This is a genomic window from Amycolatopsis sp. NPDC101161, assembly GCF_044768185.1.
Classification (GTDB): Bacteria; Actinomycetota; Actinomycetes; order Mycobacteriales; family Pseudonocardiaceae; genus Amycolatopsis.
This window is the reverse complement of record NZ_JBIWPI010000005.1, coordinates 518,998-545,452: the sequence shown is the minus strand read 5'-3', so window position 1 is coordinate 545,452 and position 26,455 is coordinate 518,998. Positions and strand designations below refer to the sequence as shown.

General features: G+C 70.8%; 29 protein-coding genes. 15 read left to right on the top strand and 14 right to left on the bottom strand.

Annotated features, from left to right (window positions below):
* Positions 1-35: 35 nt before the first annotated feature.
* Complete coding sequence (locus ACIRSS_RS36010; protein ID WP_400903163.1) at positions 36-1,265, bottom strand: YbiU family protein; 1,230 nt, start codon at positions 1,263-1,265, stop codon at positions 36-38.
* Positions 1,266-1,355: 90 nt separating this feature from the next.
* Here ACIRSS_RS36010 and ACIRSS_RS36005 point away from each other — a divergent pair, with 90 nt between their 5' ends.
* Positions 1,356-2,471, top strand: a complete 1,116-nt coding sequence (locus ACIRSS_RS36005) for an ROK family transcriptional regulator (RefSeq protein ID WP_400903160.1) — start codon at positions 1,356-1,358, stop codon at positions 2,469-2,471.
* Positions 2,472-2,523: 52 nt separating this feature from the next.
* Here the strand turns inward: ACIRSS_RS36005 and ACIRSS_RS36000 are convergent, their stop codons facing one another.
* Positions 2,524-4,287, bottom strand: coding sequence for a glycoside hydrolase family 2 protein (locus ACIRSS_RS36000; RefSeq protein WP_400903157.1), 1,764 nt, complete (start codon positions 4,285-4,287; stop codon positions 2,524-2,526).
* 125 nt (positions 4,288-4,412) lie between these two features.
* On the opposite strand from ACIRSS_RS36000, the gene ACIRSS_RS35995 reads away from it, so the two are divergent.
* Complete coding sequence (locus ACIRSS_RS35995; RefSeq protein ID WP_400903154.1) at positions 4,413-5,690, top strand: glycosyltransferase family 4 protein; 1,278 nt, start codon at positions 4,413-4,415, stop codon at positions 5,688-5,690.
* A gap of 102 nt (positions 5,691-5,792) precedes the next feature.
* Here the strand turns inward: ACIRSS_RS35995 and ACIRSS_RS35990 are convergent, their stop codons facing one another.
* Both ACIRSS_RS35990 and ACIRSS_RS35985 read right to left on the bottom strand, forming a co-directional pair.
* Positions 5,793-5,921 carry a hypothetical protein gene (locus ACIRSS_RS35990; RefSeq protein WP_400903152.1) on the bottom strand — a complete coding sequence of 43 codons (129 nt, stop codon included), beginning with the start codon at positions 5,919-5,921 and terminating at the stop codon, positions 5,793-5,795.
* A 118-nt stretch (positions 5,922-6,039) separates the two neighbouring features.
* Positions 6,040-6,819, bottom strand: coding sequence for a class I SAM-dependent methyltransferase (locus ACIRSS_RS35985; protein WP_400903149.1), 780 nt, complete (start codon positions 6,817-6,819; stop codon positions 6,040-6,042).
* Between the two features lie 144 nt (positions 6,820-6,963).
* Here ACIRSS_RS35985 and ACIRSS_RS35980 point away from each other — a divergent pair, with 144 nt between their 5' ends.
* Positions 6,964-7,374, top strand: coding sequence for a hypothetical protein (locus ACIRSS_RS35980; RefSeq protein WP_400903147.1), 411 nt, complete (start codon positions 6,964-6,966; stop codon positions 7,372-7,374).
* Here ACIRSS_RS35980 and ACIRSS_RS35975 read toward each other — a convergent pair.
* Positions 7,371-7,829 carry a nuclear transport factor 2 family protein gene (locus ACIRSS_RS35975; RefSeq protein WP_400903144.1) on the bottom strand — a complete coding sequence of 153 codons (459 nt, stop codon included), beginning with the start codon at positions 7,827-7,829 and terminating at the stop codon, positions 7,371-7,373. The genes ACIRSS_RS35980 and ACIRSS_RS35975 overlap by 4 nt on opposite strands.
* A gap of 81 nt (positions 7,830-7,910) precedes the next feature.
* On the opposite strand from ACIRSS_RS35975, the gene ACIRSS_RS35970 reads away from it, so the two are divergent.
* The gene (locus tag ACIRSS_RS35970; protein ID WP_400903142.1) at positions 7,911-8,447 is read left to right on the top strand and encodes a TetR/AcrR family transcriptional regulator; all 537 of its coding nucleotides are present in this window, start codon (positions 7,911-7,913) and stop codon (positions 8,445-8,447) included.
* On the opposite strand, the gene ACIRSS_RS35965 is transcribed toward ACIRSS_RS35970, so the two are convergent.
* From ACIRSS_RS35965 to aceA, 3 genes are all read right to left on the bottom strand, one after another.
* Entirely contained in the window at positions 8,432-9,154 is a 723-nt protein-coding gene (locus tag ACIRSS_RS35965) for a DUF899 family protein (RefSeq protein ID WP_400903139.1), read from the bottom strand. The two genes, ACIRSS_RS35970 and ACIRSS_RS35965, sit on opposite strands and share 16 nt — an antisense overlap.
* A gap of 130 nt (positions 9,155-9,284) precedes the next feature.
* Positions 9,285-10,892, bottom strand: coding sequence for a malate synthase A (gene aceB, locus ACIRSS_RS35960; RefSeq protein ID WP_400903137.1), 1,608 nt, complete (start codon positions 10,890-10,892; stop codon positions 9,285-9,287).
* A 94-nt stretch (positions 10,893-10,986) separates the two neighbouring features.
* The gene (gene aceA, locus ACIRSS_RS35955) at positions 10,987-12,267 is read right to left on the bottom strand and encodes an isocitrate lyase (RefSeq protein ID WP_400903133.1); all 1,281 of its coding nucleotides are present in this window, start codon (positions 12,265-12,267) and stop codon (positions 10,987-10,989) included.
* A 228-nt stretch (positions 12,268-12,495) separates the two neighbouring features.
* On the opposite strand from aceA, the gene ACIRSS_RS35950 reads away from it, so the two are divergent.
* Positions 12,496-13,920: a short-chain fatty acyl-CoA regulator family protein gene (locus tag ACIRSS_RS35950; RefSeq protein WP_400903130.1), complete on the top strand. Its 1,425-nt coding sequence runs from the start codon at positions 12,496-12,498 to the stop codon at positions 13,918-13,920.
* On the opposite strand, the gene ACIRSS_RS35945 is transcribed toward ACIRSS_RS35950, so the two are convergent.
* Together ACIRSS_RS35945 and ACIRSS_RS35940 are read right to left on the bottom strand one after the other, a co-directional pair.
* Positions 13,910-14,902: a hypothetical protein gene (locus ACIRSS_RS35945; RefSeq protein WP_400903127.1), complete on the bottom strand. Its 993-nt coding sequence runs from the start codon at positions 14,900-14,902 to the stop codon at positions 13,910-13,912. The two genes, ACIRSS_RS35950 and ACIRSS_RS35945, sit on opposite strands and share 11 nt — an antisense overlap.
* Positions 14,899-15,390 carry a SigE family RNA polymerase sigma factor gene (locus tag ACIRSS_RS35940; protein ID WP_400903123.1) on the bottom strand — a complete coding sequence of 164 codons (492 nt, stop codon included), beginning with the start codon at positions 15,388-15,390 and terminating at the stop codon, positions 14,899-14,901. The genes ACIRSS_RS35945 and ACIRSS_RS35940 overlap by 4 nt, the downstream gene beginning before the upstream one ends.
* A gap of 89 nt (positions 15,391-15,479) precedes the next feature.
* Between ACIRSS_RS35940 and ilvA the strand changes: the two genes are divergently transcribed.
* Positions 15,480-16,736: a threonine ammonia-lyase IlvA gene (gene ilvA / locus ACIRSS_RS35935; protein ID WP_400903119.1), complete on the top strand. Its 1,257-nt coding sequence runs from the start codon at positions 15,480-15,482 to the stop codon at positions 16,734-16,736.
* A gap of 20 nt (positions 16,737-16,756) precedes the next feature.
* Positions 16,757-17,323 (top strand): NADAR family protein, encoded by a 567-nt coding sequence (locus ACIRSS_RS35930; protein ID WP_400903117.1) that lies wholly within the window; start codon positions 16,757-16,759, stop codon positions 17,321-17,323.
* Positions 17,324-17,423: 100 nt separating this feature from the next.
* On the opposite strand, the gene ACIRSS_RS35925 is transcribed toward ACIRSS_RS35930, so the two are convergent.
* Positions 17,424-18,128: a FadR/GntR family transcriptional regulator gene (locus ACIRSS_RS35925; protein WP_400903114.1), complete on the bottom strand. Its 705-nt coding sequence runs from the start codon at positions 18,126-18,128 to the stop codon at positions 17,424-17,426.
* 75 nt (positions 18,129-18,203) lie between these two features.
* Here ACIRSS_RS35925 and ACIRSS_RS35920 point away from each other — a divergent pair, with 75 nt between their 5' ends.
* Positions 18,204-19,079 carry a carbon-nitrogen hydrolase family protein gene (locus ACIRSS_RS35920; protein WP_400903112.1) on the top strand — a complete coding sequence of 292 codons (876 nt, stop codon included), beginning with the start codon at positions 18,204-18,206 and terminating at the stop codon, positions 19,077-19,079.
* Positions 19,076-20,401, top strand: a complete 1,326-nt coding sequence (locus ACIRSS_RS35915; RefSeq protein ID WP_400903109.1) for an APC family permease — start codon at positions 19,076-19,078, stop codon at positions 20,399-20,401. The genes ACIRSS_RS35920 and ACIRSS_RS35915 overlap by 4 nt, the downstream gene beginning before the upstream one ends.
* A gap of 1 nt (position 20,402) precedes the next feature.
* On the opposite strand, the gene ACIRSS_RS35910 is transcribed toward ACIRSS_RS35915, so the two are convergent.
* The 3 genes from ACIRSS_RS35910 to ACIRSS_RS35900 are packed head-to-tail and all read right to left on the bottom strand — an operon-like array spanning position 20,403 to position 21,957.
* Entirely contained in the window at positions 20,403-20,780 is a 378-nt protein-coding gene (locus ACIRSS_RS35910) for a hypothetical protein (RefSeq protein WP_400903106.1), read from the bottom strand.
* Between the two features lie 2 nt (positions 20,781-20,782).
* Complete coding sequence (locus ACIRSS_RS35905) at positions 20,783-21,160, bottom strand: hypothetical protein (protein WP_400903103.1); 378 nt, start codon at positions 21,158-21,160, stop codon at positions 20,783-20,785.
* Between the two features lie 44 nt (positions 21,161-21,204).
* Positions 21,205-21,957 carry an acyltransferase gene (locus ACIRSS_RS35900; RefSeq protein ID WP_364457597.1) on the bottom strand — a complete coding sequence of 251 codons (753 nt, stop codon included), beginning with the start codon at positions 21,955-21,957 and terminating at the stop codon, positions 21,205-21,207.
* Between the two features lie 52 nt (positions 21,958-22,009).
* Here ACIRSS_RS35900 and ACIRSS_RS35895 point away from each other — a divergent pair, with 52 nt between their 5' ends.
* From ACIRSS_RS35895 to ACIRSS_RS35870, 6 genes are all read left to right on the top strand, one after another.
* A complete protein-coding gene (locus ACIRSS_RS35895; protein WP_400903099.1) occupies positions 22,010-22,972 on the top strand; it encodes a nucleoside hydrolase in 963 nt (320 codons plus the stop codon).
* Between the two features lie 17 nt (positions 22,973-22,989).
* Positions 22,990-24,120, top strand: coding sequence for an NlpC/P60 family protein (locus tag ACIRSS_RS35890; protein ID WP_400904017.1), 1,131 nt, complete (start codon positions 22,990-22,992; stop codon positions 24,118-24,120).
* 98 nt (positions 24,121-24,218) lie between these two features.
* The gene (locus ACIRSS_RS35885) at positions 24,219-24,626 is read left to right on the top strand and encodes a YciI family protein (protein WP_400903096.1); all 408 of its coding nucleotides are present in this window, start codon (positions 24,219-24,221) and stop codon (positions 24,624-24,626) included.
* 4 nt (positions 24,627-24,630) lie between these two features.
* Positions 24,631-25,128 (top strand): pyridoxamine 5'-phosphate oxidase family protein, encoded by a 498-nt coding sequence (locus tag ACIRSS_RS35880; protein WP_400903093.1) that lies wholly within the window; start codon positions 24,631-24,633, stop codon positions 25,126-25,128.
* A gap of 11 nt (positions 25,129-25,139) precedes the next feature.
* Positions 25,140-25,304, top strand: a complete 165-nt coding sequence (locus ACIRSS_RS35875) for a hypothetical protein (protein ID WP_400903090.1) — start codon at positions 25,140-25,142, stop codon at positions 25,302-25,304.
* A 2-nt stretch (positions 25,305-25,306) separates the two neighbouring features.
* Entirely contained in the window at positions 25,307-26,452 is a 1,146-nt protein-coding gene (locus ACIRSS_RS35870) for an RNA polymerase sigma factor (RefSeq protein ID WP_400903087.1), read from the top strand.
* Positions 26,453-26,455: the final 3 nt, after the last annotated feature.

The following is a 26,455-nucleotide window of genomic DNA, read 5'->3' as shown; positions in this document are numbered from 1 at the left end:
GTGTCGCGCCGGGCCCTGCGCCCGGCGCGGCGCCGTCACAGGCCGAGCTGCTCGCGGCCGACGGCGGTGAGGTCGTCGATCGTGGCGCGGCCGGTCCAGTTCACTTCGTAGTCTTCGGGCGCGAAGTCGCCCGGGCTCGCGCCTGTCAGGAACGCGCGGCCGCACTTCTCGGCGTAGGCCGCGTTCTTCGGGCAATGCGGGCTCGCCGGGATGTACATGACGTTGCCCCAGCGGTCCGGGTTGGTGCCGTCGGCGACCGCGTGGATGACGTCGCCGTGCCACCAGACCGTGTCGCCCGGTTCGATCGCGGGGATCGAGGTCAGCGCCGGCAGCAGGTCGTCGTGGTATTTGTCGTTCACCGGCAACGCCTGACCGTTGGCCGCGCCGCAGAGGTCGTCGTCGGGGATGTCGTCCTGTAGCGCGCGAAGCAGCACGTACGCCATCGCCGACGGGATCGGCACCACGTGCAGCACGCCGTCGCCCTGGTGCATTTCCGACAACGCCGTCCAACCCTGGAAAGTGCGGAAGGCCGAGCACATGACCGTCGACGGGTACTCGTCGACTTCCGTGCGGTAGGCGCCGTCCCACGGGTCGTACTCTTGCCAGTTTCCGGCGAAAACGTGGCGGAAGACCTGCTGGTAGGCGGGCAGCAGCCAGCGTTCGACCGAGCCGGAGTCGGTGTGCGCGGACAGGCCGAGCGACGCCGAGCCGGGCGGCCGGCGCCGGATGCGGTCGGGGTAGGCCGTGTCGCGATCGGGGTCGAACCAGACGCGGCCCTCGGACTCGTGCCGCCAGAAGGAGTTGAGGAACCGCCGGACGGCGACCATGCGCTCGTGCTGGCGGGCTTGGATCTGCGGCTTCGACCAGTAGACCGGGTAGATCTGCGGCTGGCTCGACGCGAGACCGGCGAAGACGTCGTCGGCCGGCCCCTGGTAGGTCCCGGCGAAGTCGTTGTCAGCGAGGTACGCGGCCAGTTCGGCGTCCCAGGTCTCGGCCGTCTCGCGCGCGAAGGTGCCTTTGACGACGGCGCAGCCGCGGCGCCGGACGGCGTCGAGCGTGCGCTGCGGCACGGTCCCGTCGGCGATGTCCCGATAACGGACAACGGGGAAGGCGTCCTGGTCAGCGGCGACGGCGTCGACCTCGCGCCGCATCCGATCGCGGACTCCGGCGAACGCGCCGGCGACGTCGCCGATCCGGGCGCGCAGCTCTTGTTTGGTCCGCGAGACGGCCTCGGACATGTTCGCGGGCAGCTCTGTGGTCGTCATCGGTGTCCCTCGCGATCTTTTGGTTAGGACTCCTTACTAGAATGTCCCGGCTACGGTAACCCCTGTCCGTCTCCCGCCACAAGAGGTGCGATGTCCGACCCCGACCGGCCGCTTCCGCGCCTGGCGATGCTGCGGGCCATGACCGACCGCGCGGTGCTCGACCACGTTTTCGTCCACGGCCGGACCACGCGCGCGGAGTTCGCCGCGACCACCGGGATCTCGAAGCCGACGATCTCCGAGTCGGTCCGACGGCTGGAGACGGCGGGCGCGCTGCGGGCCACCGGCACCGACCAGACGGGTCGCCGTGGTCGTATCGCGACCTTTTACGAGCTGGCGGCCGACGCCGGCCGCGTCGTCGCCGCGGAGGTCAACCAGCAGGGCATCCGCACGGTGACGACCGACCTGACCGGAACGATCCTGGCCACCGGACAGCACGCCCCGGACGACCGGCCGATGACGACCGCGGTCCGGGACACTGTCGCGGCGGCCGGTCAAGCGGGGTCGGGACCGGTGCGGGCGACCGCGGTCTCGGTGGCCAACCCGGTCGACCCGGTCACCCACGAGGTCGTCGAGCTGCCGGGGTCGCCTTTTCCCGAGGGCCGGCTGCGAGCTGGGGAAATCGGGCGTGACGTTTTGTTGGACAACGACGTCAACTTCTCCGCGCTCGCCGAACGACGTGAGGGCGCCGCGCGCGAGGCGAAGAGCTTCGCTTACGTCTATGTCGGCGCCGGGCTCGGCGTCAGTCTCTACGTCGGCGACCAGCTCGTGCGGGGCACGCACGGGCTTGCGGGCGAGATCGGGTACTTGGACAGTTCGGGGTCGACACTCGCGTCAGCGCTCGCCGACCAAGGTTTCGGCAGGTCGAGCGCGCCTTCGCTGGACGTCGACGCAATTTTGACCACGCTCGACCACGCGGCGGGCGACGCCGTGGCCGCCGAACGGCTACGGCTGCTCGGTGCGACGCTCGGACGGGCCGTGGCCGCGATCTGCACGATCGTCGATCCGGACCTGGTGCTGCTGGGCGGCCCGGCGGGGAGCCGTCCCGGGCTGGTGGCCGAAATCCGGCGAACGGTCCACGCGGCGACGCCCGGGCCGGTCCGGGTGGAGGCGGGCTCGGTGACGGACTCGGCCGCCCTGCGCGGCGCGCTGTTGTCGGCACTCGACCACGGACGAGATGCCCTGGTCAGAGCCGTTGCCGAAAGCTGACCAGACCGCCACCTGGGCCGTGCTTGCCCGTCGCGGGAACGACCAGGACGGCTCAGGCCGAGCCGGCGTCGATCACCGATCGGGCGCATTTCGCGACCACCGATGGGTCGGCCTTGACCACCCGGCGGTCGTACGTCAGCAGGCCGTTGACCTCGTTTTCGACATCGGTCGTCTGGGTGTACACCGAGCCGGACAGGCCTCGGTCGGCCACCACTCGCTCCAGCGCGGCGCTCACCTCCGCGTAGCGCTCGGTCAGCCGCTCTCGGGTTGGCGTCATCTCGTACGCGTTCGGCGGGCCGGGCCAGCAGTGGTCGTCCAAAACGAGACCGAGGCCGCCGTACTCGCCGTCGACGATCGCTCGGCCGTCGGTCACCGTCGGCTCGCCCGGGCCTACGTACGTGTGGTCGTCGTAGACATCGCCCGCGCCGGTGTCCGGGCCGGAGAAGCAGCAGTTGACGCCGCTGTTCGCGATCACCAGGCGGGTCGGGTCGAGCTTTTTGACCAGTTCCGCGACACGGGCCGTGTCGTACTCGCCCCAGCCCTCGTTGAACGGCACCCAGCCGACGATCGACGGGACCGCCTTCAGCTGGGTGATCATTTTGATCAATTCAGCTTCGAACAGCTCACGCGCTCGCGGGACGGGGTCCGGCGCGATGCCTGGTGGGCCGTCGAAGGACACCGTCAGCGAGGGCATGTCCTGCCAGACGACCAAGCCCAGCGTGTCGGCCCAGTAGTACCAGCGCGCCGGCTCGACCTTGACGTGTTTGCGGACGAAGTTGAAGCCCAGCTCCTTCGTCTTCTCGAGGTCGAAGCGCAGGGCGGCGTCGGTGGGGGCCGTTGAGATGCCGTCCGGCCAGTAGCCCTGGTCGAGCGGGCCGTGGAGGAACGTCGGCCGGTCGTTGAGCGCGATCCGTGGGCGGCCTTCGGAGTCCGGGCGCAGGCCGATCGTCCGGAGGCCGGTGTAGCTGCCGACCTCGTCCAGAACCGCGCCATGCCGGTCGAGCAGCTGGACGCGCAGCGTGTAGAGGTGCGGGTCGTCGGGGGTCCAGAGGCGTGGTCGGGGAACGTCCACGCGCACCGCTGTCCCCGCCGCGCCCGAGCCGCGAGCGACTTCGCCGTCCGTGGTCGAAACGACGACAACGACCTCCGAGCCGCCGGTGACCTGCGGGAACACCGTCACGCCGGTGAGGTCCGGGGTAAGATCGAGCCGTTCGACTCGGGACCGCGGCACCGGCTCGAGCCACACCGTTTGCCAGATTCCGGACGACGCCGTGTAGCAGATCCCGCCGGGCGCGTTGCGCTGCTTGCCGACCGGGAAGGGCTCGATGTCGGTGCGGTCCTCGGCGCGGACCGTCAGCTCCTGGGGCCCGGACGCCCGTAGGACGTCGGTGATGTCCGCGCCGAAGGCCGTGTAGCCGCCTTCGTGCGTCGCGACGAGCTGGTTGTTGACCCACACCTTCGCCGTCTGGTCGACCGCGCCGAAGTGCAGGAGGATCCGCTGGTCACGCCAGTCCGGCGGAATTTCGACCAGGCGCCGGTACCAGAGGACCTCGTCGCGCCGGCTGATTCCGGACAACGCCGACTCCGGCGGGAACGGGACCAGGATCCGCTCGCCGTAGCCGGACGGTCGTGGTTCGTCCGGCGACGACGGCCAGCCCGCGTACTCCCAGACGCCGTTGAGGTTCAGCCACCGCGGCCGGGTCAGCTGCGGCCGCGGGTACTCGGGCAGGGCGTTGTCCGGACCGACGTCGCCGGTCCACGGGGTGGTCAAGGGCGGGTCGAGCCGGCGCCAGCCGGTGTCCTCCGGTGCAGTCATCCCGGCCGATGGTGGCAGAGATCCGCGAGGGCGCCAGTGAGTCGGATCACATTCATCGACGGACCTGGCCGGTCGGCTGGCACGGGTGCCGCCGAGCCGTCCCGACTCGCGAGTAACCTCTGCCCATGCGTGTGCTGATGCTGTCCTGGGAGTACCCGCCAGTGGCCATCGGTGGCCTGGCGCGGCACGTACACGCGCTCGCCACGCACCTGGCCCGGCAGGGTCACGAGGTCGTCGTCCTCTGCCGGCACGCCGCGGGCACCGACGCCGGGACGCACCCGCGCACCGACCGCGTCGTCGAGGGCGTGCGGATCATCCGGGTCGCCGAGGACCCGATGCACGTGACCTTCGAACGCGACCTCGTCGCCTGGACGCTGGCCATGGGGCACGCCATGATCCGCGCCGCGCACGACCTGCTGCGCAACTGGCAGCCCGATGTCGTCCACGCGCACGACTGGCTGGTCGCGCACCCCGCCATCGCGATCGCCGAGGCCGCGCGGGTGCCGCTGGTCGGCACCATCCACGCGACCGAGGCCGGGCGGCACTCCGGCTGGCTGTCGCACCCGCTGAACCAGCAAGTTCACTCGGTCGAGTGGTGGCTGGCCAACCGGGCCGACGCGCTGATCACCTGCTCGCAGGCCATGCGCCGCGAGGTCGCGCACCTCTTCGAGGTCGAGGCCGAGGACGTCACGGTGATCCACAACGGCATTGAGGAACGCGGCTGGCAGGTGCCGGCGGACGAGATCGCGCACGCCCGTGAGGTCTACAGCCCGGCCGGGGCGCCGCTGTTGCTCTATTTCGGACGACTCGAATGGGAGAAGGGCGTGCAGGACCTGCTCGCCGCCCTCCCCCGCATCCGGCGCCGTCATCCGGGGACCCGCGTGGTCGTCGCCGGAAAAGGACGACACTTCGACGAGCTGGTCGAGCAGTCGCGGAAGCTGCGGGTGCGGCGGGCGGTCGACTTCGTCGGGCACCTCTCCGACCGCGACCTGCGCGCGGCGCTGGCGGCGGCGGACGCGGTCGTGCTGCCCAGCCGGTACGAGCCGTTCGGGATCGTCGCGCTGGAGGCCGCGGCCGCGAAGGCGCCGCTGGTGGCGTCGACGGCGGGCGGGCTCGGCGAGGTCGTCGTGCACGGCGAGACCGGGCTCGCGTTCAGCCCCGGCGATGTCGCGGAATTGGCCAACGCGGTGACGGCCGTGCTGGACGACGCCGACGCGGCGGCCGAGCGGGCGCGGGCGGCGCAGTCCCGGTTGGCCGCCGACTTCGACTGGGGCCGGATCGCCGAGGCGACCGCCGCGGTCTACCGGCGGGCGAAGCCGGGCGAGCCGGTGGAGCTGCCGCGGCCGAAGATCGCGACCGGGAACGCCTTCGAGCCGGTCGCGGCCGGGGTGCCCGAGCTGTAGGTGGTGGTCGCCATCGCGACCACGACGGCGCCGGCCGCGAGCAGCCGGGATTCGCCGTGGTCGATCGGCGGACGAAAGCCCGAACTGTAGGTAGCGGCCCGCTCAGAAGTGGCAGGGCCGGACGCAGTCGGGACGGGCCTCGGTGGACGCGGATACCGTCACCACCGCGCCGAACGAAAACGACAACGCGACGAAAACGACTGCGACGACGGCTCTCAACCTGCTGGTCATGGGGACTCCTCGGGAACGCGGCGCAAGGACGCGCCTGGCAGCGAGCATCCGCGCCGGTTCCCGGGGAAACAATAAGCGGAACTCTACGGGCCGGTACCCATTCGCCTTGCGTGATCGGTCAGCGGGTGCCCGTCAAGACGCGGACCCGGACCTGCTCGCGCAGTGGTCCGAACGGCGACAACGCCTCTCGGACGCGCTCGGTGAACGCCGGCCGCTCCTCGGCCGCCGGCAGCTGCGCCGGGCTCATGGCCGAAAAGACGCCACCGACGATCTCCTCGATGGTCAGCTCCGCGTCGTACGAAATGACCTGAGAATCGACCATGTACCCCGCGGCCGAGAGAGCGGCCGCGTAGCGCGTTTGGCTCGCCGAGTCCGTGCCGCACGTGCGGTGCAGCGGTGTCCCCAAAAACGACGACAGCACCTCCCGCAGCGCCGACGACCACGCCGAGTCCTGGAGCCACAGCGGCTCGCCGTTCGTCACCACCGCGACGCCGCCGCCCGGGCGCAGGAGCGGGCGCGCCGTCGTGAACAGCCGGTCGTGGTCCATCCAGTGCAACGCCTGCGCCACCGTCACCGCGGCCAGCCGGCCCGGGCCGACGACCGGCGTCAACGCCTCGATGTCGGCGGCCGCGCCCAGGAGCCAGCTCACGTTCGACGCCGTCGTCGCCTGGCGGGCCTGGGCGAGCATGTCCGGTTCCGGGTCCATGCCGAGCACCGCGCCCACCCGCGGCGCCAGAACCCGGGTGAGCTGGCCGGTGCCGCAGCCGAGGTCGAGCACGACGTCCTCGCGCGTCAACGCGAACGACGTCGTCAGCGCGTCCGCCACCGCCGGCGGGTAGCCGCGGCGGAACCGCTGGTAGTACTCGCTCACTTCGCCGCCGAACGCCGATTCCGTCATGGCCCCGAGCCTGCCCAAGGTGGCCACCTCCCGGCCCGCGTTTCTGCTCAAGGCGGACTCGAGCGTCACAGTCGGATCTCGACCGGCAACCCCCTGGCCTGCGCAAACGCCTTGTCTACACGAACCGAACTCCGTGAGGTCACCATGAAGATCCTCTCCCTCACCGCCGCGTGCCTGCTCGCGCTCACGCCGGCGGCCGCCGCGCAGACCACGTCACCACCACCGTTGCCCACCTGGCTGAAGTTGTCCGTCTACAGCGGACATCCCGGTGAAAAGGTCTCCCTCACCGTCGCCTGCGATGGTGAGGCGGGCCCGGTCACGACCACAGCGTTGCGCATCACGACACCCCCGGCCCGCAACGCCGAAGGGCACCAGCCGTGGGCGTTGTTCGGCGAAAGCGTCGTCGCCGCTGTCGCGCCCGGCACCTATCCGGTTTCCTTCCGCTGCGCGGGAAAGCCCGTCAGCGTGCGCTTCACGGTCCTGGCGGCGAAGTCCGGCCAGGTGAAGGTCGTCCCGCACGGCGCACCCCGGACCGGGGACGGCTCGGCCGCCTAGAAGACCGGCAGCAGGACGCCGTGCTCGGACTCCGGGCGCGGGCCGAAGATCCGGCGGTCCGAAGACGCGATCGGCACGTCGTTGATGCTCGCCTCGCGCCGCCGCATCAGGCCTTCGTCGCTGAACTCCCACAGCTCGTTGCCGTAGCTGCGGAACCACTGGCCGTCGGCGGTGCGGGACTCGTACTGGAACCGGACGCCGATGCGGTTGCCGCGGAAGCCCCACAGCTCCTTGCGCAACGCGTAGTCGAGCTCGCGCTCCCACTTCGCCGTCAGGAACCTGACGATCTCCGCGCGCCCGACGACGTGCTGGTCGCGATTGCGCCACACCGAATCCTCGGTGTACGCCAGCGAGACGCGCTCCGGGTCGCGGGTGTTCCACGCGTCCTCGGCGGCCTGGACCTTCTGGCGGGCGGTGTCCTCGTCGAACGGCGGGAAAGGCGGACGCGGGCTCATGAGCACTCCTTCGAGACGTGGAGAACGTACGTTCTCCGGTAGTCTAGAGAACGCACATTCTCCGCACCAGAGGCAGGTGACATGACCCCCACGGAGGCGACCGACCGGTTGCTGGAGGCCGCCGAGGAGCTCTTCTACGCCCACGGCGTCCAAGCGGTCGGAATGGACGCCGTCCGCGCGCGCTCGGGTGTCTCGCTCAAACGGCTCTACCAGACCTACCCGGCGAAGACCGACCTGGTCGAGGCCTACCTCCGGCGCCGCGACGAGCGCTGGCGGGCGTCGTTGCGCGAATTCGTCCACGCCCGCGGCGACGACGCGCTCGCCGTGTTCGACTGGCTGCGCGACTGGTTTTCCGAGCCCGGCTTCCGCGGCTGCGCGTTCGTCAACTCCTTCGGCGAGTTCGGCGAGCCGGCGCCCGGCGTCGCGGCCGCGATCCGCGAGCACAAGGAGCAGGTCCGGGCCTACCTGCGTGGTCTCGTTTCCGACGAAACCGTCGCCGACCAGCTGTTCTCACTCGTCGAAGGCGCGACCGTGCTCGCCGCGATCACCGGTGATCCGGCTGAAGCGACGAAGGCCTGCGAAGCAGCGAAGGTGCTCCTGGCTCACTCACAGCAGTAGTCGAGCTGCTCGTCCCAGTCGACGCCGCGGCCGGCCGGGGTGAGGTCGAACAGGTTCCAGACCGGCTCGAGCGTGCCGAGGTGGCGTGGATCCTGGCCGGGTTCGGCCGGCGCGTACAGCAGCTCCGAACCCCAGAAGTGCCGGATGCCGCCGTCCTCGCGCCGGAAGACGTTCACCATCGGGCGCGCGCTGCCGTCTTCGGTCTCGGCGTGGTAATCGCGGCTGAACGTCGTGCCTGCGCAGGAGAACAGCCGGAGCCGACGCCACCCGCGTTCCGCGGCGAAGGTCGTCAGGTGCTCGACCGGCGCCCGGGCGACGACAACGAAGTCCGCGTGCGGCGAGACGTGCTCCACCGCGCCGTCGAGCTGATCGAGCAACGCCGTGCAGGACGGGCACGGACCCTGGTCGAGGGGTAGCTGGGCACTGTCGCCCGATGACGGACCAGGCCGGTCGTCGATCGGGTCCCGGGGGAACATGAAGTGGTAGACGATCACCGTGTCGTTGCCCGGGGAGAACAGCTCCGACAGCCGAACGGCGCCGTCGCCGCCTTGGAAGACGTAGTCCTCCGGCACGAGGCCGCCGGGAGGGAGGGCGCGGCGCTGTTCGGCCACCGCCTCCATCTCGTGGCGCAGCGCGGCTTCCCGGTCCAGCAGACGGTCGCGCGCGGCGCGGTACTCGGGCGTCTCGCCCGGGAAGCTCAGGCTCATCCTCGAAAAGTACAACGAAACTGGCCCGGCGACGGGGAGCCACCGTCACCGGACCAGTTCCGGACCACACCATCCCAACCAGTGTGGTGTCCGAGGACCCCTCGTCAGGTAGAGGTCCTCGGAGCCCCTGCTACCGGGCGTCTGTGAGGTACCGCGCGTAGGCACCCGTGGTGAGGAAGCTCGGCAGCTTCTCACCCAGCGCGGTTTCGGTGAAGATCTCGTAGGCGTCGTCGAGGCGGTTGCCCTCGCCGAGGTCGGCGCGCACCGAGGCCAGCTCGTCGTCCAGGAACTCGACCGCCAGCTCGCGGGTCAGCGCCGTGCCGTCCTCGAGCTTCGTGCCGTTGCGGATCCACTGCCAGACCTGGCACCGCGCGATCTCCGCGGTGGCCGCGTCCTCCATCAGGTTGTGGATCGCCGCGGCGCCGGTGCCGCGCAGCCACGCGTCGACGTAGCGCAGCGCGACGTTGATGTTCGCGCGCACGCCCGCTTCGGTGACTTCGCCGCCGGCGCTCGCCACGTCCAGGAGGTCCTCGGCGGTGACGTGGACGTCTTCACGCAGCTTGCCGAGCTGGTTGGGCCAGCCGCCGAGCACGCCGTCGAAGACCTCGCGGCAGATCGGGACCAGGCCGGGGTGCGCGACCCAGGAGCCGTCGAAACCGTCGTCGGCCTCGCGTTCCTTGTCGGCGCGGACCTTCTCGATCGCCGTCGCGTTGATCTCGGGGTCCTTGCTCGGGATGAACGCGGCCATGCCGCCGATGGCGTGCGCGCCGCGCTGGTGGCAGGTGCTCACCAGCAGTTCGGTGTAGGCCCGCATGAACGGCACGGTCATCGTGACCTGCGCGCGGTCCGGCAGCACGAAGTCGGCGCCGTGCGCGGCGAAGTTCTTGATGAGGCTGAAGATGTAGTCCCAGCGGCCGGCGTTCAGGCCCGCCGCGTGCTCGCGCAGCTCGTAGAGGATCTCGTCCATCTCGAACGCGGCCGTGATCGTCTCGATCAGCACGGTCGCGCGGATCGTGCCGCGCGGGATGCCCAGCTCGCGCTGCGCCATCAGGAAGACGTCGTTCCACAGCCGCGCTTCGAGGTGGTTCTCCAGCTTCGGCAGGTAGAAGTACGGGCCGACGCCGCGGGCGAGCAGCTGGCGCGCGTTGTGGAAGAAGTACAGGCCGAAGTCGACCAGGCTCGCCGACACCGGGCGGCCGTCGATGCGGATGTGCTTCTCCACCAGGTGCCAGCCGCGCGGGCGCGCGACGATCGTCGCCGGGTCGTCGCCGATCGTGTAGCGCTTGCCGGCCTCGGTGGTGAAGTCGATGTTGCGGCGGATGGCGTCGTAGAGGTTGATCTGACCGTCGATGACGTTGTGCCACGTCGGCGACGTCGCGTCCTCGAAGTCCGCCAGCCAGACCTTCGCGCCGGAGTTCAGCGCGTTGACCGTCATCTTGCGGTCGGTCGGGCCGGTGATCTCGACGCGGCGGTCCTCGAGGCCCGGCGCGGTCGGGGCGACGTGCCAAGACTCGTCGTCGCGGATCCGGCGGGTCTCGGGCAGGAAGCCGAGCGGCTTCTCCCCGGACTGCAGTTCCTCGCGCCGCGTGCGGCGGGCGTCGAGCAGCTCGCGCCGGCGGCCGGCGAACGTGTTGTCCAGCTTGGCCAGGAAGTCGAGTGCCGCCGGGGTGAGGATCTCCGCGAACCGGCCCTCGACCGGCCCGGTGACCTCGATGCGGTAGTTCAGCCGATCAACCATGGGGTGCCTCCACGAGCTGTGCAGGGAAGGAGAAGAAGGGAGGGACGCGGCCTGACGACGGGAGGGGGGTGCCGCCGTCAGGCCGCGGCCGGGATCAGTGGAACTGCGCCTCTTCGGTGGAGCCCTTGAGCGCGGTGGTCGAGCTCTCCGGGTTCAGCGCCGTCGCGACGTTGTCGAAGTAGCCGGTGCCGACCTCGCGCTGGTGCTTGGTGGCGGTGTAGCCACGGCTCTCCGAAGCGAACTCGCGCTCCTGCAGGTCGACGTAGGCGGTCATGCCCTCGCGGGCGTAGCCGTGCGCCAGGTCGAACATCGAGTAGTTCAGCGCGTGGAAGCCGGCCAGCGTGATGAACTGGAACTTGTAGCCCATGTGGCCGAGCTCGCGCTGGAACTTCGCGATCGTCGCGTCGTCCAGGTGCTTCTTCCAGTTGAACGACGGCGAGCAGTTGTAGGCCAGCATCTGGTCCGGGAACTTCGCCTTGATCGCCTCGGCGTACTTGCGCGCCACCTCGAGGTCGGGCTCCGAGGTCTCCATCCAGAGCAGGTCGGCGTACTGGGCGTAGGCCAGGCCGCGCTCGATGCAGGGCTCGATGCCGTTGCGGACCTCGTAGAAGCCCTCGGCGGTGCGGCCGCCGGTGAGGAACTGCTGGTCGCGCTCGTCGACGTCGCTGGTCAGCAGCGTCGCGGCCTGCGCGTCGGTGCGGGCGACGACCAGCGTCGGCACGTTCAGCACGTCGGACGCCAGACGCGCGGCGTTCAGCGTGCGCTCGTGCTGCTTGGTCGGGATCAGCACCTTGCCGCCGAGGTGGCCGCACTTCTTCTCGGACGCGAGCTGGTCTTCCCAGTGCACGCCCGCGGCGCCGGCGGCGATCATGCCCTTCATCAGCTCGAACGCGTTGAGCGGGCCACCGAAGCCGGCCTCGGCGTCGGCGACGATCGGGGCGAACCAGTCGATGTCGGTGTTGCCCTCGGCCCAGTTGATCTGGTCGGCGCGGCCCAGCGCGTTGTTGATGCGGCGGACCACGGCCGGCACCGAGTTGGCCGGGTAGAGGCTCTGGTCCGGGTAGGTCTGGCCGGACAGGTTGGCGTCGGCCGCGACCTGCCAGCCGGACAGGTAGATCGCCTGCAGGCCGGCGCGCACCTGCTGGACGGCCTGATTACCGGTCAGCGCACCCAGCGCGTGGATGTAGTCCTCGGTGTGCAGGAGGTTCCACAGCTTCTCCGCGCCGCGGCGGGCCAGGGTGTGCTCCTCGACGACGCTGCCGCGCAGCTTGATCACGTCTTCGGCCGAGTAGGAGCGCTGCACGCCCGCCCAGCGGGGGTCGTTCGCCCACTGCGCCGCCAGCTCCGCGGCCGCCTGCTTGGCCTGTTCCGTCATCGGTTCTCCCGGTGTTGCGAAGTTTGCGATTGCTCGCCTTGCCTGATCCGACCCTCGCATGGCAGGGAAAATCCGGTCCAGCTGTCCAAGTTGCCAATTTGTGCGAAGGGTCCGTAGGCTCTTTGCAAAGGTTGCGAATCAGCCGATTCGCAACTGATCGAAAATTCGCGTTCTTGACCGTTCACGTAACCGTTCAGGACCGGAAACCTTCCGGAGAAGAGGGCACGAATGGAGAAGACTTTCGCCGGAGCGCGGTTGCTGCATCTGCGCGAAAGCCGGGCGATGAGCCAGGCCGACCTCGCTCGTGTGCTGGAGATCTCACCCAGCTACCTCAACCAGATCGAGCACAACTCGCGCCCGCTGACCGTGCCGGTGCTGCTGCGGATCACGCAGGCGTTCGGCGTCGACACCGAGTTCTTCGCGAACAACGACACGTCCCGGCTGGTCGCCGACGTCAAGGAAGCCCTGCTCGACGAGGTCCTCGGCATCGACGTCACGACCAGCGAGCTGAACGAGCTGGCGACGAACCTGCCGGCGATCGCGCAGGCGCTGGTCAAGCTGCACCGCAGCTACCGCAACGCCGTCGAGAGCACGGCCGCGCTGACCACGGAAAACGGCCTGGGCATGCACGGCAGCGCGGCGGCGCCGCTGCCGCACGAGGAGGTCCGGGACTTCTTCTACGAGCGCGAGAACTACGTCGCCGAGCTGGACGAACGCGCCGAGAAGATGGCCGCCGACATCCCGCTGCAGCGCGGTCAGGTGCTCGGCGCGCTGAAAGAACGGCTTTGGCAGCGCTACGGCGTCGAAGTGACCAACGACGGGATCGACGAATCCGCCGGTCAGCAGCACCGCTACGAGCCGGTGACGCGGGTGCTGCGGCTGGCGCCCAGCCTGCGCGTCGGACAGCAGGCGTTTCGCATGGCTTCGCAGATCGCGCTGCTCGAGTACGACGACCTGATCACCGAGCTGGCCGACTCGTGGGCGTTCTCGGGCCCGGCCGCGCGCTCGCTGGCCCGCGTCGGCCTGGCCAACTACTTCGCGGGCGCGCTGATCCTCCCCTACGGACCGTTCCTGGCCACGGCCGAGCGGTTCCGCTACGACATCGAGCGGCTGTGCGACCACTACGGCGTCGGCTTCGAGACCGCGTGCCACCGGCTGTCCACTTTGCAACGTCCGAAGCAGCGCGGGGTGCCGTTCTCGTTCGTGCGGGTGGACCGGGCCGGGAACATGTCGAAGCGGCAGTCCGCGGCCGGCTTCCACTTCTCCCGGGTCGGCGGCGCCTGTCCCCTGTGGAACATCTACGAGGCGTTCACCCAGCCGGGGAAGATCCTGACGCAGATCGCGACGCTGCCCGACGGCAAGAGCTACTTCTGGATCGCGCGCACGGTGTCGCGCAACATCGGCGGGTACGGCAGCCCGGGCAAGACGTTCACCGTCGGCCTCGGCTGCGAACTCCGCCACGCCGGGCGGCTCGTCTACTCGACCGGGCTCGACCTGGACGAGCCGGCCGCCGCGACGCCCATCGGGATGGGCTGCAAAGTCTGCGAACGGCCGGCTTGCTCCCAGCGCGCGTTCCCGACGATCGGCAAGCAGCTCACCGTCGACGAGAACACCAGCACCTTCGTCCCCTACCCGGCGGTGCCTAAGGGCTGAGCACGTGCGTTGTCCACTTCGCTTCGTCCGGGCCGATCAGCGTGATCCGGCTCAGCAGCTCCTGCGACGTGATGCCCGCGGCCTCGGCCTTGTCGACCTTGACGCACGCCCGCAGGCCGTTCTTCGTCACGCAGGCCGGTACGCCGGGACCGTCCGCCCGGCCGCCGGGGAGCGAGACCGTGATCGTCGCCAGCGCGCCGTTCGCCGAGTACTGCAGCACCAGCCGCCACGGGACTCCGTCCTGGCCCGGCCGGCGCGACAGGTAGCCGTCGCCGAGGCGGAACGTGTCCGGCAGGCTCGTGATGCGCAGCGGAAGCGGCACCGGCCGGTTCGCGAACGTGACACCGGCCGCCACCCGCGTCAGGACCCGCGGGAGGTCCGGGACGGCTAGGTAGTACGCGAGCAGCTGGGCCCACCGGCCGTCGGAGGTCCGCCAGCGCAGGTAGGTCTGGCCGTGGTTCAGCGGGTCGTTCGCGTCGTCGGTGATCCAGTAGCCGTCCCGGTCGCCGACCCGGACCGGGATCCGCGTCTGCCTGCCGGCCACGTCCTGTGGGACGGTCGGCTCCTGGTCGGAGACCGACACCCAGATCATCGGGGGCAGGTCGCCGCTTCCGATGGCCAAGGCGGTATCACCGTGTGCGCCGACGGCGTACTCGACGCCCTTGATCTGCTCCGGCAGCCAGCCGAACTTCGCCCTCGCCACCATCGGGTTGTCGGTCGGTGCCGGCGCGAGCGCGGGTGCGGGCGGCGCGGGCTCGGGCAGCACGGCCGGCGGCGCGGGCGGGGCATCGTGCCTGGACACGGCAACCGCCGTGGCACCGCCGGCCGCCACGACGGCAGCACACCCCAGGGCGAGGGCGGTGGTCCGCGCGCGACGACGACGTCCGCCGGCGCGGCGCGCCCGGTCGACGTCGATCCGGAGCGGTGGCGCGGGCGTGTCGGCCAGGTCCTTCAGCATCGTGGCCAGCTCGGAGTCGGTCATGCTCGTCCCTCCCGGATCGGCTCGCGCAGCAGCTCGCGGAGCGTGTCCACGGCCTTCGCGGTCTGGCTCTTGACGGTCCCTTCGGAGCACCCGAGGGCGCGCGCGGTCTCGGCAACCGGCAGGTCGCCGAAGTAACGCAGGACGACGGTCGCCCGCTGGCGCGCGGGCAGCCGGTCCAGCGCGGCCCGCAGGTCCAGCGCCGAGTCGAGGTCCGGGCCCGGCGCCGGTGGTGGGTCGTGGTCGGCGCCGCGCAGGTCCACCCGCTTCCACCACGACGTCCGCTGCTCGGCGAGGTAGGCGTTGACCAGCGTCCGGCGCGCGTAGCCGTCGAGGTTGTCCGCTCGCGCGGCTCGCGACCAGTTCGCGTAGAGCCGGGTGATCGCCGTCTGGACCAGGTCGTCGGCCCGGTGCCAGTCGCCGCAGAGCAGGTACGCGACCTTGCGGAACCAGCCCGACCGTGCGGTCACGTACTCGGTGAAGTCGTTCACCGGCACCCCCTTGTCCTGTTCGTCACCCCTTTGATGCCCCCGGAGGCCCGCGCGGTTGCCCGGTGCGCGCGAGTCGTAGATTCATCGGGGTGCACGACATCGACACGGTGACCGCGGCGACCATCGAAAAGGCCGCCGAGCGGCTGGCCGGGGTGGTGACCCGCACGCCGCTGGAGCCGAGCGCGCGGCTGTCGTCCCGGGTGGACGCCCAGGTCTGGGTGAAGCGCGAGGACCTGCAGACCGTCCGGTCGTACAAGATCCGCGGCGCGTACAACTTCATCGTCCAGCTCGACGAGGCGACCCGCGCGCTCGGCGTCGTCTGCGCGAGTGCCGGGAACCACGCCCAGGGCGTCGCGTACGCGTGTCGTCGGCTGGGCGCCGACGGCCGCGTGTACGTCCCGGGCACCACGCCGCGGCAGAAGCGCGAGCGCATCGCGACGCTCGGCGGCGCGCACATCGAGGTCATCGTCGTCGGCGAGACGTACGAAGACGCCTTCGCCGCGGCCAACGAGGACGCCCAGCGCACCGGCGCGACGCTCGTGCCGGCGTTCGACGACGTCCGGACGGTCGCCGGCCAGGGCACGGTCGCCCTCGAGGTGATCGACCAGCTCGGGTTCGTGCCGGACGTCGTGGTCGTCCCGGTCGGCGGCGGCGGGCTGCTCGCCGGGGTCGGCAGCTGGCTGCGCGAACGGCACCCGGACGTCCGGGTCGTCGGCGTCGAGCCCGCCGGCGCGGCGTGCATGGCGGCCGCGTTGGAGGCGGGACGGCCGGTGCGGCTGCCCGAGCTCGACTCGTTCGTCGACGGCGCCGCGGTGCGCCAGGCCGGCGCGGTCACCTACCCGCTGGTCCGCGAGAGCGGCGCCGAGCTGACGGCGGTCGCCGAGGGCGCGATCTGCACCGAGATGCTCGCGATGTACCAGTCCGACGGGATCATCGCCGAACCCGCGGGTGCGCTCGCCGCGGCGGCGCTCGGCTCGGTGGTCCGGGTGGAGCCGCGGCAGACCGTCGTCGTGGTCGTCTCCGGCGGCAACAACGACGTCAGCCGCTACAGCGAGATCCTCGAACGCTCGCTGATGCACGAAGGGCTGAAGCACTACTTCCTCGTCGGGTTCCCGCAGGAGCCGGGCGCGCTGCGGCGGTTCCTCGAGCAGGTGCTCGGGCCGGAGGACGACATCACGCGCTTCGAGTACGTCAAGCGCACCAACCGCGAGATGGGCCCGGCGCTGGTCGGCATCGAAATCGCCCGGTCGGCCGACCTGCCGGGCCTGCTGGCGCGGATGGACGCGAGCCCGCTGCAGGTGGAGCGGATCGAGCCGGGCAGCCCCCTGTTCCACTTCCTGCTGTGAGCGCGTGGTCCACTAGGCGGATGGTGAAGGTCGACGGGGTCCGCAGTGTCGAGGCGTTGCGCGAAAAGGTCCACGAGGGTGCGGAGCCCGAGTACCTGCTGTTCTACGGGCACACGCCCTCGAAGTCCGGCCGGGTGACGGCGAGCTGCCTGAGCCAGTGGTGGGTCGACCCGTTCGAGGCCGACGGCGTCGAGTACCCGACCGCCGAGCACTACATGATGGCGGGCAAGGCCGAGCTGTTCGGCGACCACGAGAAGGCCGAGCTGATCCGGACCACGCCGGACCCGAAGGCGGCGAAGGTGCTCGGCCGCGAGGTCGCCGGGTTCGACGCGGCGACCTGGGAGCGGCACCGGTTCGACATCGTCGTCGACGGCAACCTGGCCAAGTTCAAGGCCCACCGCGACCTGCGCCGGTTCCTGCTCGGGACCGGCGACGCGGTGCTCGTCGAGGCGTCCAAGAAGGACCTCGTCTGGGGCACCGGCCTCGCGCGCGAGGAGAAGAACGCGACGAAGCCCGACTACTGGCGGGGGCTGAACCTGCTCGGCTTCGCGCTGATGGAGGTCCGCGACCAGCTGCGGGCTCGCTGAGTCAGGTCTGGGCGCCGACGGGACTTAGCTGGCACCTCGCCCACGTGAATCGAGCTGTGGTCGACTTCCGACCAGGGCGTGGTCGATTTTCGGCTACTGCTCAGCCGAGGCCGACGAACATCGTCTGGTGCAGGCCGCGGACGTGCTTCCTCGTCACGCGGGCCGCCGCGTCCGGGTCGCCCGCCGACAGCGCCTTCACCAGCTTCGCGTGGTCGCGGTTCGACTCGCGCAGCTTCTCCATCGGGTACGGCAGGTAGAACCGGTACAGCTCCGCCAGCACCGCCTCGTACTGCGCGACCGCCGCCGCCGGGCCGGGGGCCGCCACCGTCCGGTGGAACTCCGCGTCCAGCTCGTGGAACTCCGCCCAGCCCTTCGCCGTGTCCATGCGCGCGACCAAAGTCCGCAGGTGGGGTAGGTCCGGGGACCGTTTCGCCACCAATTGGACCAAGCCCGACTCCAAGACCAGGCGGTGGTCGATCAGGTCGCGGACCTCGGCCGCCGACTCGCGGTAGGCGCCGACCTCGCGGACTCGCTCCGCCGGTGGGTCCGCGGCCACCGACGTCCCGCCGCCCCGGCCGCGGCGGCGTTCGATCAGGCCGTCGCCGACCAATGACTCCAGGGCCCTGCGCACCGTGATCTCCGCGACGCCGAGGGCTCGCGCGATTTCGGCGTTCGCCGGCAGGCGCTCGCCCGGCTTCAGCAGGCCGAGCTCCACCGCGAGCGCGATGCGCGCGCGGACGGTGTCCAGCGCGGACAGCCGCCGGATGCCGGTCAGGGCCGGGGCGCTCAGGTCTGCCGTCGCCATGAAACGACCGTACCGCACAAACTGCTCATCTTGAGCACTCTTGTTTAAGTGTTCAAGATGGACTATTTTTCGTCCATGCCGCGACCACTGCCGATCGCCCTGGTGCAAGCGCCGCCCCGGCCCGTCGGGGACGGCGGGTTCGCGGGCGAGGTCGAGGCGGTCCTTCGCCGATTTCCGGACACGCGGCTGGCCGCCTTCCCCGAGCTGCACCTCTGCGGCGTCGACGGCGAAGGCGACGAGCGCACCCGTCAACTGCGCGAAGCCGCCCAGCCGTTGCGCGGAAAACGGACCACGGAACTCGCCGAACTGGCCGGCGACCTCGGGATCTGGCTCGCGCCCGGCACCGTTTGCGAAGAAGGCGACCACGGCGAGCTGTTCAACACCGCCCTGGTCTTTTCCCCGCGAGGCGAGCTGGCCGGCTGGTACCGGAAGGTCTTCCCCTGGCGGCCGCACGAGCCGTACGACCCCGGCGACCGCTTCGTCGTCGCCGACCTGGCCGACGCCGGCCGCGTCGGGTTCTCGATCTGCTACGACGCCTGGTTCCCCGAGGTGACCCGCCACCTCGCCTGGATGGGGGCCGAGCTCGTGCTCAACCCCGTCCAGACCACGACGCCCGACCGCGCGCAGGAGCTCGTCCTGGCCCGGGCGAACGCCATCGTCAACCAGGTGTTCGTCGCCAGCGTGAACACGGCCGGACCGTTCGGCATGGGCGACAGCCTGCTCGTCGGGCCCGAGGGCGACGTCCTCGGCGCGTTGCCGGGAAACGACCACGGCGTCCTCGCCCACACCGTCGACCTCGACGAGGTCGCCCGCATCCGCCGCGACGGGACCGCGGGCACCAACCGCGTCTGGGCGCAGTTCACCCCCGCCGACGCTCCCCTGCAGCTGCCGCTCTACCAGGGCCGGATCGACCCGGACCGCTGGAGTCCACGAGAAGGAGACGACCGATGACCACCACGGGCGCGGCCCCGGCCACCCTGCAGCGCCGCCTCGGCCTGCCGGGCGTCGTCCTGTTCGGGCTCGCCTACATGGCTCCGCTGATCGTGCTCGGCACCTTCGGCATCGTCGCGACGACGACCGAGGGCACCGTTCCGTCGGCGTACCTGCTCGCCCTGGTCGCGATGCTGTTCACGGCCGCGAGCTACGGGAAGATGGCCGCCACCCACCCCGTCGCCGGCTCGGCCTACACCTATGTCCGGAAAGCGGTCGACGCGCGCGCCGGGTTCCTCGTCGGGTGGGCCGTGCTGCTCGACTACTTCTTCCTGCCGATGGTGATCTGGCTGATCGGGGGCGCCTACCTGTCGGCCGAGTTCCCGTCCGTGCCCAATTGGATCTGGTTGATCACTTTCATCGCGGTGACGACGATCCTCAACGTCCTCGGCATCAAGATCGCCGAAAAGGCCAACTTCATCCTGATGGCGTTCCAGATCCTGGTCATCGGGTTCTTCGTCGTTCTTTCGGTCAAGCAGGTGCTGCACGTCGGCGGTTCGCTGACCAGCACGCAGCCGTTCTTCCACGCGGGCAGCACGCTGGGCACGATCTCCGGCGGCGCCGCGCTCGCGACGTACTCCTTCCTCGGCTTCGACGCCGTCACGACGTTGACCGAGGAGACGACCGAGCCGCGCCGGACGATCCCCCGCGCCATCCTGCTGACCGCGCTCATCGGCGGCGGCATCTTCATCGTGCTGGCCTACTTCACCCAGCTCGCCCACCCTGGCAGCGCGTTCACCGACGAGTCGTCCGCCGCGTTCGAAATCGCGACGACGATCGGCGGCAACCTCTTCGCGTCGTTCTTCCTCGCCGGCTTGGTGGTCGCGCAGTTCGCGTCGGGGATCGCCGCGCAGGCGAGCGCGTCGCGGCTGATGTTCGCGATGGGCCGCGACGGCGTGCTTCCGCGCGTTTTCGGCAAACTGCAGCCGCGGTTCGCGACGCCGGTGTTCGGCATCGTCCTGACCGGGCTCGTCGGGCTGGTCGCGCTGGCGCTGGACGTCAGCACGTCGACGTCGTTCATCAACTTCGGCGCGTTCACCGCGTTCACGTTCGTCAACGTCAGCGTGCTGGCGACGTGGCTGCGCGACCGGACCGGGAAACGCGCGCTGACCTGGGTGGTCTTCCCGATGATCGGCGCCGTGGTCGATTTGTGGCTACTGGTCAACCTCGACGGCATCGCGCTGGTCTTCGGCCTGGTCTGGCTGGCGATCGGCGTCGTCGTCCTGGCGGCGATCACCCGCGGCTTCCGGCGGCCGCCGCCGGAGATGACGTTCGAGGAGTGACTCAGGGACAGTCGCTCTCGCCGCCGCTGCGCTCGACGCAATGGGTGGGCTCCGGCGGCGGGGGCGGGGCGTGGTGGGTTTGCGCCCACCGCACTGCCACCACCACGGCGACCACCGCGAGGCAGACACCGTAGAACCAGGTCCAGCCCCGCCGCCGAGTGGTCGCAGAAATGACCACGCCCAGGATGGGGATGCCCACGCCGCACCAGGACGCCCAGGCGAAGAAGGCGCTCGCCGCGACGGGGTCGCCGGTCCCCGCCCACAATCCGGACGCCGTCAACGCGCCCTGGAAGAACATCAACGGGACGAAGAGCAGCCACACCACCGCGCCCACCGCGAGCAGGGCGCCGGCGACGACGTCGCCGAAATCGCGCCACACCGTCAGCCGCCCGGGCAGTCGTTGCCGCCGCCGCTGCGCTCGACGCAGTGGCTCGGTCCCGGCGGTGGTGGCGGCGCGTGCCTGACGTGGGCGACCCAGCTCGACGCGGCGACCACCGCCGCCACGGTGAGGCAGATGCCGAAGAACCACGTCCAGCCGCGCCGGCGCGTTGTCGCCGAAACGACCACGCCCACGAGCGGCAGCCCCGCGCCGAGCCAGGACGCCCAGGTCAGGTAGCCGCGGGCGCCGTCGCCGACCTCGCCGAACACCGGGATGCTCGCCAGGAACCCGAGCAGCACCAGGAACGGGACGACGACCAGCAGGCCCACGGCGCACACCGCCACGACGAGCGAAGACCACACGGTCCGAAGATCCCCCACCGGGCCGAGTGTGCCCGGAAAACGCCCGGAAGACCTGAGTAGATCTACTGCTCGAGCGTCTTCTGCAGCGCCTTGTTCGCCTTCCGGGCCATGTCGGCGACGGCTTCGCGACGGGCCGCGTCGGCCGCGTAGTCCTCTTCGCGGTTACGCACGACTCGCGCCGGCGCGCCGACCGCGATCGAGTAGTCCGGGATGTCACCGCGGACGACCGCGTGCGCGCCCAGCACCGAGCCGCGGCCGATGCGCGTGCCCTTCAGGACGCTGACCTTCGTGCCCAGCCACGTGTCCGGCCCGATGCGGACCGGCGACTTCACGATGCCCTGGTCCTTGATCGGGACGTGGATGTCCGAAATGACGTGGTCGAAGTCACAGATGTACACCCAGTCGGCGACCAGGGTGGCCGCGCCGAGCTCGATGTCGAGGTAGCAGTTGATGACGTTCTGGCGGCCGAACACCGACTTGTCGCCGATCCGCAGCGAACCCTCGTGGCAGCGGATCGCGTTGCCGTCGCCGATGTGGACCCAGCGGCCGATCTCCAGCCGCCCGTAGCCCGGGCGGCAGTGGATCTCGACGTCCTTCCCGAGGAACAGCATCCCGCGCAGGATGATGTGCGGGTTGGCGAGCCGGAACTTGAGCAGCCGGTAGTACCGGACCAGGTACCAGGGCGTGTACGCGCGGTTGCGCAGCACCCAGCGCAGCGAGTCGGCGGTCAGGAACTTCGCCTGCCGCGGGTCCTGCCGCGCGCGGCGCCAGGCCCGCACCCGCGACAGTGCCGGCGCACCCCACATCGACGTCATGCCCGTGACCGTAACCTGTGTACGGGACGGGTTCACGGGCAAGGGGAGCTGGATGGGCACGAAGCTGATCATCGACACCGACCCGGGCGTCGACGACGCGCTGGCGATCGCGCTGGCGGCGCTGTCCCCGGACGTCGACCTGCTCGGCGTGACGTCGGTTTTCGGCAACGTCCCCCTCGACCGCACGACGTCGAACGCCCGCCGTTTGCTGGAGCTGTTCGGCCGCACCGACGTGCCGGTCGCCGCCGGAGCGAGCCGGCCGCTGGTCTATTCGAAGCCACGTGACGCCAAGGAGGTCCACGGCGGCGACGGCCTCTCGGGCCACTCCTACACGCTGCCCGAGGCGACCCGGCCCGTCGAAGAACGCGACGCCGTCCGCCTGATGGTGGACCTCCTGGAAGCGTCGGACGAGCCGGTGACCATCGCCCCGATCGGGCCGCTGACGAACATCGCCGCCCTGTTCGCGGCCCACCCGGGCGCGGCGGCGAAGATCGCGCGGCTGGTGATCATGGGCGGCGGCGTGACGTTCGGCAACAGCACCACCGCCGCCGAGTTCAACATCTGGAGCGACCCCGAGTCGGCCCGCCGGGTGCTGGTCGAGGAGGACGTCCCGGTCGTGCTCGTGCCGCTCGACCTCACGCACCGCTGCGCCGTCGACGGCGAGTGGCTGGCCAAGCTCGCGGCGTCGGGGCCGGTCGGCGCCACCCTCGAAGGCCTCACCTCGACCTACCGGCAGCACTACACGCGTGTGTTCGGCGAAGACCGGATGGTCATGCACGACGCCGTCGCCGTCGCCGAGGCCATCTCGCCCGGAATCCTGCACACCGAGACCTACCGCGTCGACGTCGACTGCGGGCTGGGGCCGGCGCGCGGGCAGACGCTCGTCGACCGGCGGAAGCTCGGCGAGGACGATCCGCAGTTCAGTCCCGGCCGCCCGATCGAGGTCGCGATGGACACCGACCTCGACGGCCTGCGCACCTTCGTCCTCGACCGGCTGACCGGGGCCGCGAGGTGAGCGAAGAGCCCGAGATCGTGCCGGAAGACGCGCCGGCGAAAGAGCCGCGCCGCCGGAGAGCCGCCGTCGTGGTGGCCGCGGTGGTCGTGGTCGCCGCCGCGCTCGTGGTCGGCGTCCAGTTCGCGCCGAAGCAGCAGGAGACGACGAACGCCGCCGCGACGGTGACGTCGGCGCCGACGTCGTCTGTCCCGAAAACGACCACGCCCCCGCAGCCGTCGACGCCGCCGAAGGTGCCCGAAGCGAGCGAGTTCGACGCCTGGGCGTCCAAGACCAGCCAGTGGCTCGACGTCCCGCTGCGCGCGATGGTCGGCTACGCGAAGGCGACGACGAAAATCGGCAAGGACATCCCCGGCTGCCACCTCTCGTGGGTGACGCTCGCCGCGGTCGGAAAAGTGACCACGGACCACGGCCGGGCCCGCGGCGGGCAGATCGGCACCACCGGCGTGCTCGACAAGCCCCTCGGCACGATCGAGGTGCGCGACTTCTACAACAAGGTCGTCTCGACGGCGAACGCCGCCGGCCCGATGCAGCTCTCCCCCGCGCTCTGGGGGAAGTACCAGGCGAGCTACGCGGGCGGGAAGCCCGATGTCCAGAACATCGACGACGCCGCGCTGACCACCGGCCGCGCGCTGTGCGACGGCGGGACCGACCTGTCGCAGGGCCAGCCGTGGTGGGACGCGGTCGCGAAGCTGCAGTCGGCCCCGCTGTTCCTGCACCGGACGCTGGCGACGGTCAACGTCTACGGCACGGTCGGCCAGGGCTCGGCGGCGCCGAACCCGGCGGTGCTGAGCGCGGTCAACTTCGCCATCGACAAGATCGGCCTCCCCTACATCTGGGGCGGCAACGGCACCGGCGGCAACGACCCGGGCTTCGACTGCTCCGGCCTGACGACGGCGGCGTACGGCAGCGCCGGCGTCAAGCTGATGCGCACGGCCGACACGCAGTTCCGGAGCGTCCCGCACGTGACCGATCCGCAGCTCGGCGACCTGATCTTCTACGGCGAGCCGGCGACGAAGATCCACCACGTCGGGCTCTACATCGGCAACCAGCAGATGATCGACGCGCCGCAGACCGGCCAAGCGGTGCAGGTCCACTCCTACCGCCGGGACGGCGACGACTACGCCGGAGCGGGCCGCCCGACCGCCTGAAAAGTTTCTCCGGCGGCGATGTCGAGAACGCGCGATCGGCTGCGTCCCCGGTGCGAACGCGGCCAAGATGGGCCGCACGCGCACCGAGGAGAACGACGATGGCCAAGTACCTGCTGCTGAAGCACTACCGAGGCGCCCCGGCTTCGGTCAACGACGCACCCATGGACCAGTGGACGCCGGAGGAGATCTCGGCGCACGTGAAGTACATGGAGGACTTCGGGAAGCGGCTCGAGGAGACCGGCGAGTTCGTCGAGCACCGCGCGTTGGCCCCCGAGGGGACGTTCGTCCGGTTCGACGGCGAGGGGCGCCCGCCGGTCACCGACGGCCCGTTCGCCGAGACGAAGGACCTCATCGCGGGCTGGACGATCATCGACGTCGACAGCTACGAGCGCGCCCTCGAGCTGGCCGCGGAGCTGTCGGCCGCCCCAGGCAAGGGCGGCGAGCCAGTCGGCGAATGGCTCGAACTGCGGCCGTTCTGGGGCCCGGCGACCACCATCACGGAGTGACGTCATGCACCAGAGCGCCATCGACGAGGTCCTGAACCGCCCGCTCAGCCGGGAGCTGCTGGCCCGCGACCTGACCCGGCTCGCCTACACCGCCCTCGACGGCACCCCGCGGTCGATCCCGATCGCGTTCACCTGGAACGGCTCGCGGCTCGTGCTGTGCACGTCGAAGAACGCGCCGAAGCTGCCGGCGCTACGCCGCAACCCGGCGGTCGCCCTGACGATCGACACCGAGGTGCACCCGCCGAAGATCCTGCTGATCCGCGGCACGGTCGAGCTGGACGTCGTCGACGGCATCCCGGACGAATACCTGCAGTTCAACGGCACCTACGAGATGACGCCCGAGCAGCGGGTGGAGTGGGAGGCGGGCGTGCGGTCGCTCTACGACGGCATGGTCCGGATCGTGGTCACACCCACCTGGGCGAAGCTGATCGACTTCGAGACGACGCTGCCCTCGGCCGTCGAAGAGCTCATCCGGCGGCGCGACGAGCGTCAGACCGTCTGAGAGGGGGAACGATGGGGAACTTTCCACGGCTCCGGCCGGAAGGCGACATGACGGTCGAAGGCCCCGTGGTCGACCTCATCAACGGGCTCGACGGGGTCCGCTCGGACAGCTTCCGGTTCTGCAACTTGCGCGGGCCGGCGGGGATCATCGTCGAGCTGGCCGAAAAGGTGGGGTGAGCGTGGACGAGGTCCTGCTCCGCAGCCTGACGCCGCACGTGCTCGGGATCGTCGTCCGGCGCGGGGCTGACTTCGCCTCGGCCGAGGACGCCGTGCAGGAGGCGCTGATCGAAGCGTTGCGCGTCTGGCCGGACGACCCGCCGCGCGACCCGAAGGGCTGGCTGGTCACCGCGGCGTGGCGCAAGTTCCTCGACGCGGCCCGGTCGGACAGCGCGCGGCGACGGCGCGAAGACGTCGTCGACGTCGAGCCGGCGCCCGGCCCCGCGTCCACAGTGGACGACACGCTCCAGCTGTACTTCCTGTGCGCGCACCCATCGTTGACGCCGTCTTCGGCGGTCGCGTTGACGCTGCGCGCGGTCGGCGGGCTGACCACCCGCCAGATCGCGCAGGCGTATTTGGTCCCCGAAGCGACCATGGCCCAGCGGATCAGCCGGGCGAAGCGCACGGTCGGGACCGTGCGGTTCGACCAGCCCGGCGACGTCGCGACCGTGCTGCGGGTGCTCTACCTCGTCTTCAACGAGGGCTACTCCGGCGACGTCGACTTGGCCGCCGAGGCCATCCGGCTGACCCGGCAGCTCGCGGCCGCGATCGACCACCCCGAGGTCGCGGGCCTGCTCGCGCTCATGCTGCTGCACCACGCGCGGCGCGCGGGCCGGACCGCGGCGGACGGCAGCCTGGTGCCGCTCGCCGAGCAGGACCGCGGCCGCTGGGACACCGCGGCGATCGCGGAGGGCGTCGCGATCCTGCAGGCGGCGCTCGCGCGCGACCGGCTGGGCGAGTTCCAGGCCCAGGCGGCCATCGCGGCCCTGCACGCCGACGCGCCCACGGCCGGCGAGACCGACTGGGTACAGATCGTCGAGTGGTACGACGAGCTCGCGAAGCTGACCGGCAGCCCGGTCGTCCGGCTGAACCGTGCGGTGGCGGTCGGTGAGGCCGACGGCGCCCGCGCGGGGCTCGCCGCCCTCGCGGAAGTGGACGACACGCTGCCCCGGCACGCGGCGGTGGCGGCCTACCTCCACGAGCGCGACGGCGACCTGGTGACCGCGGCGCGGCTGTACTCGGAGGCGGCCGCGAAGGCGCCGAACCTGGCCGAGCGCGACCACCTGACCCGGCAGGCCGCGCGGCTCAACACCCACCTGCGCGGCTGACGC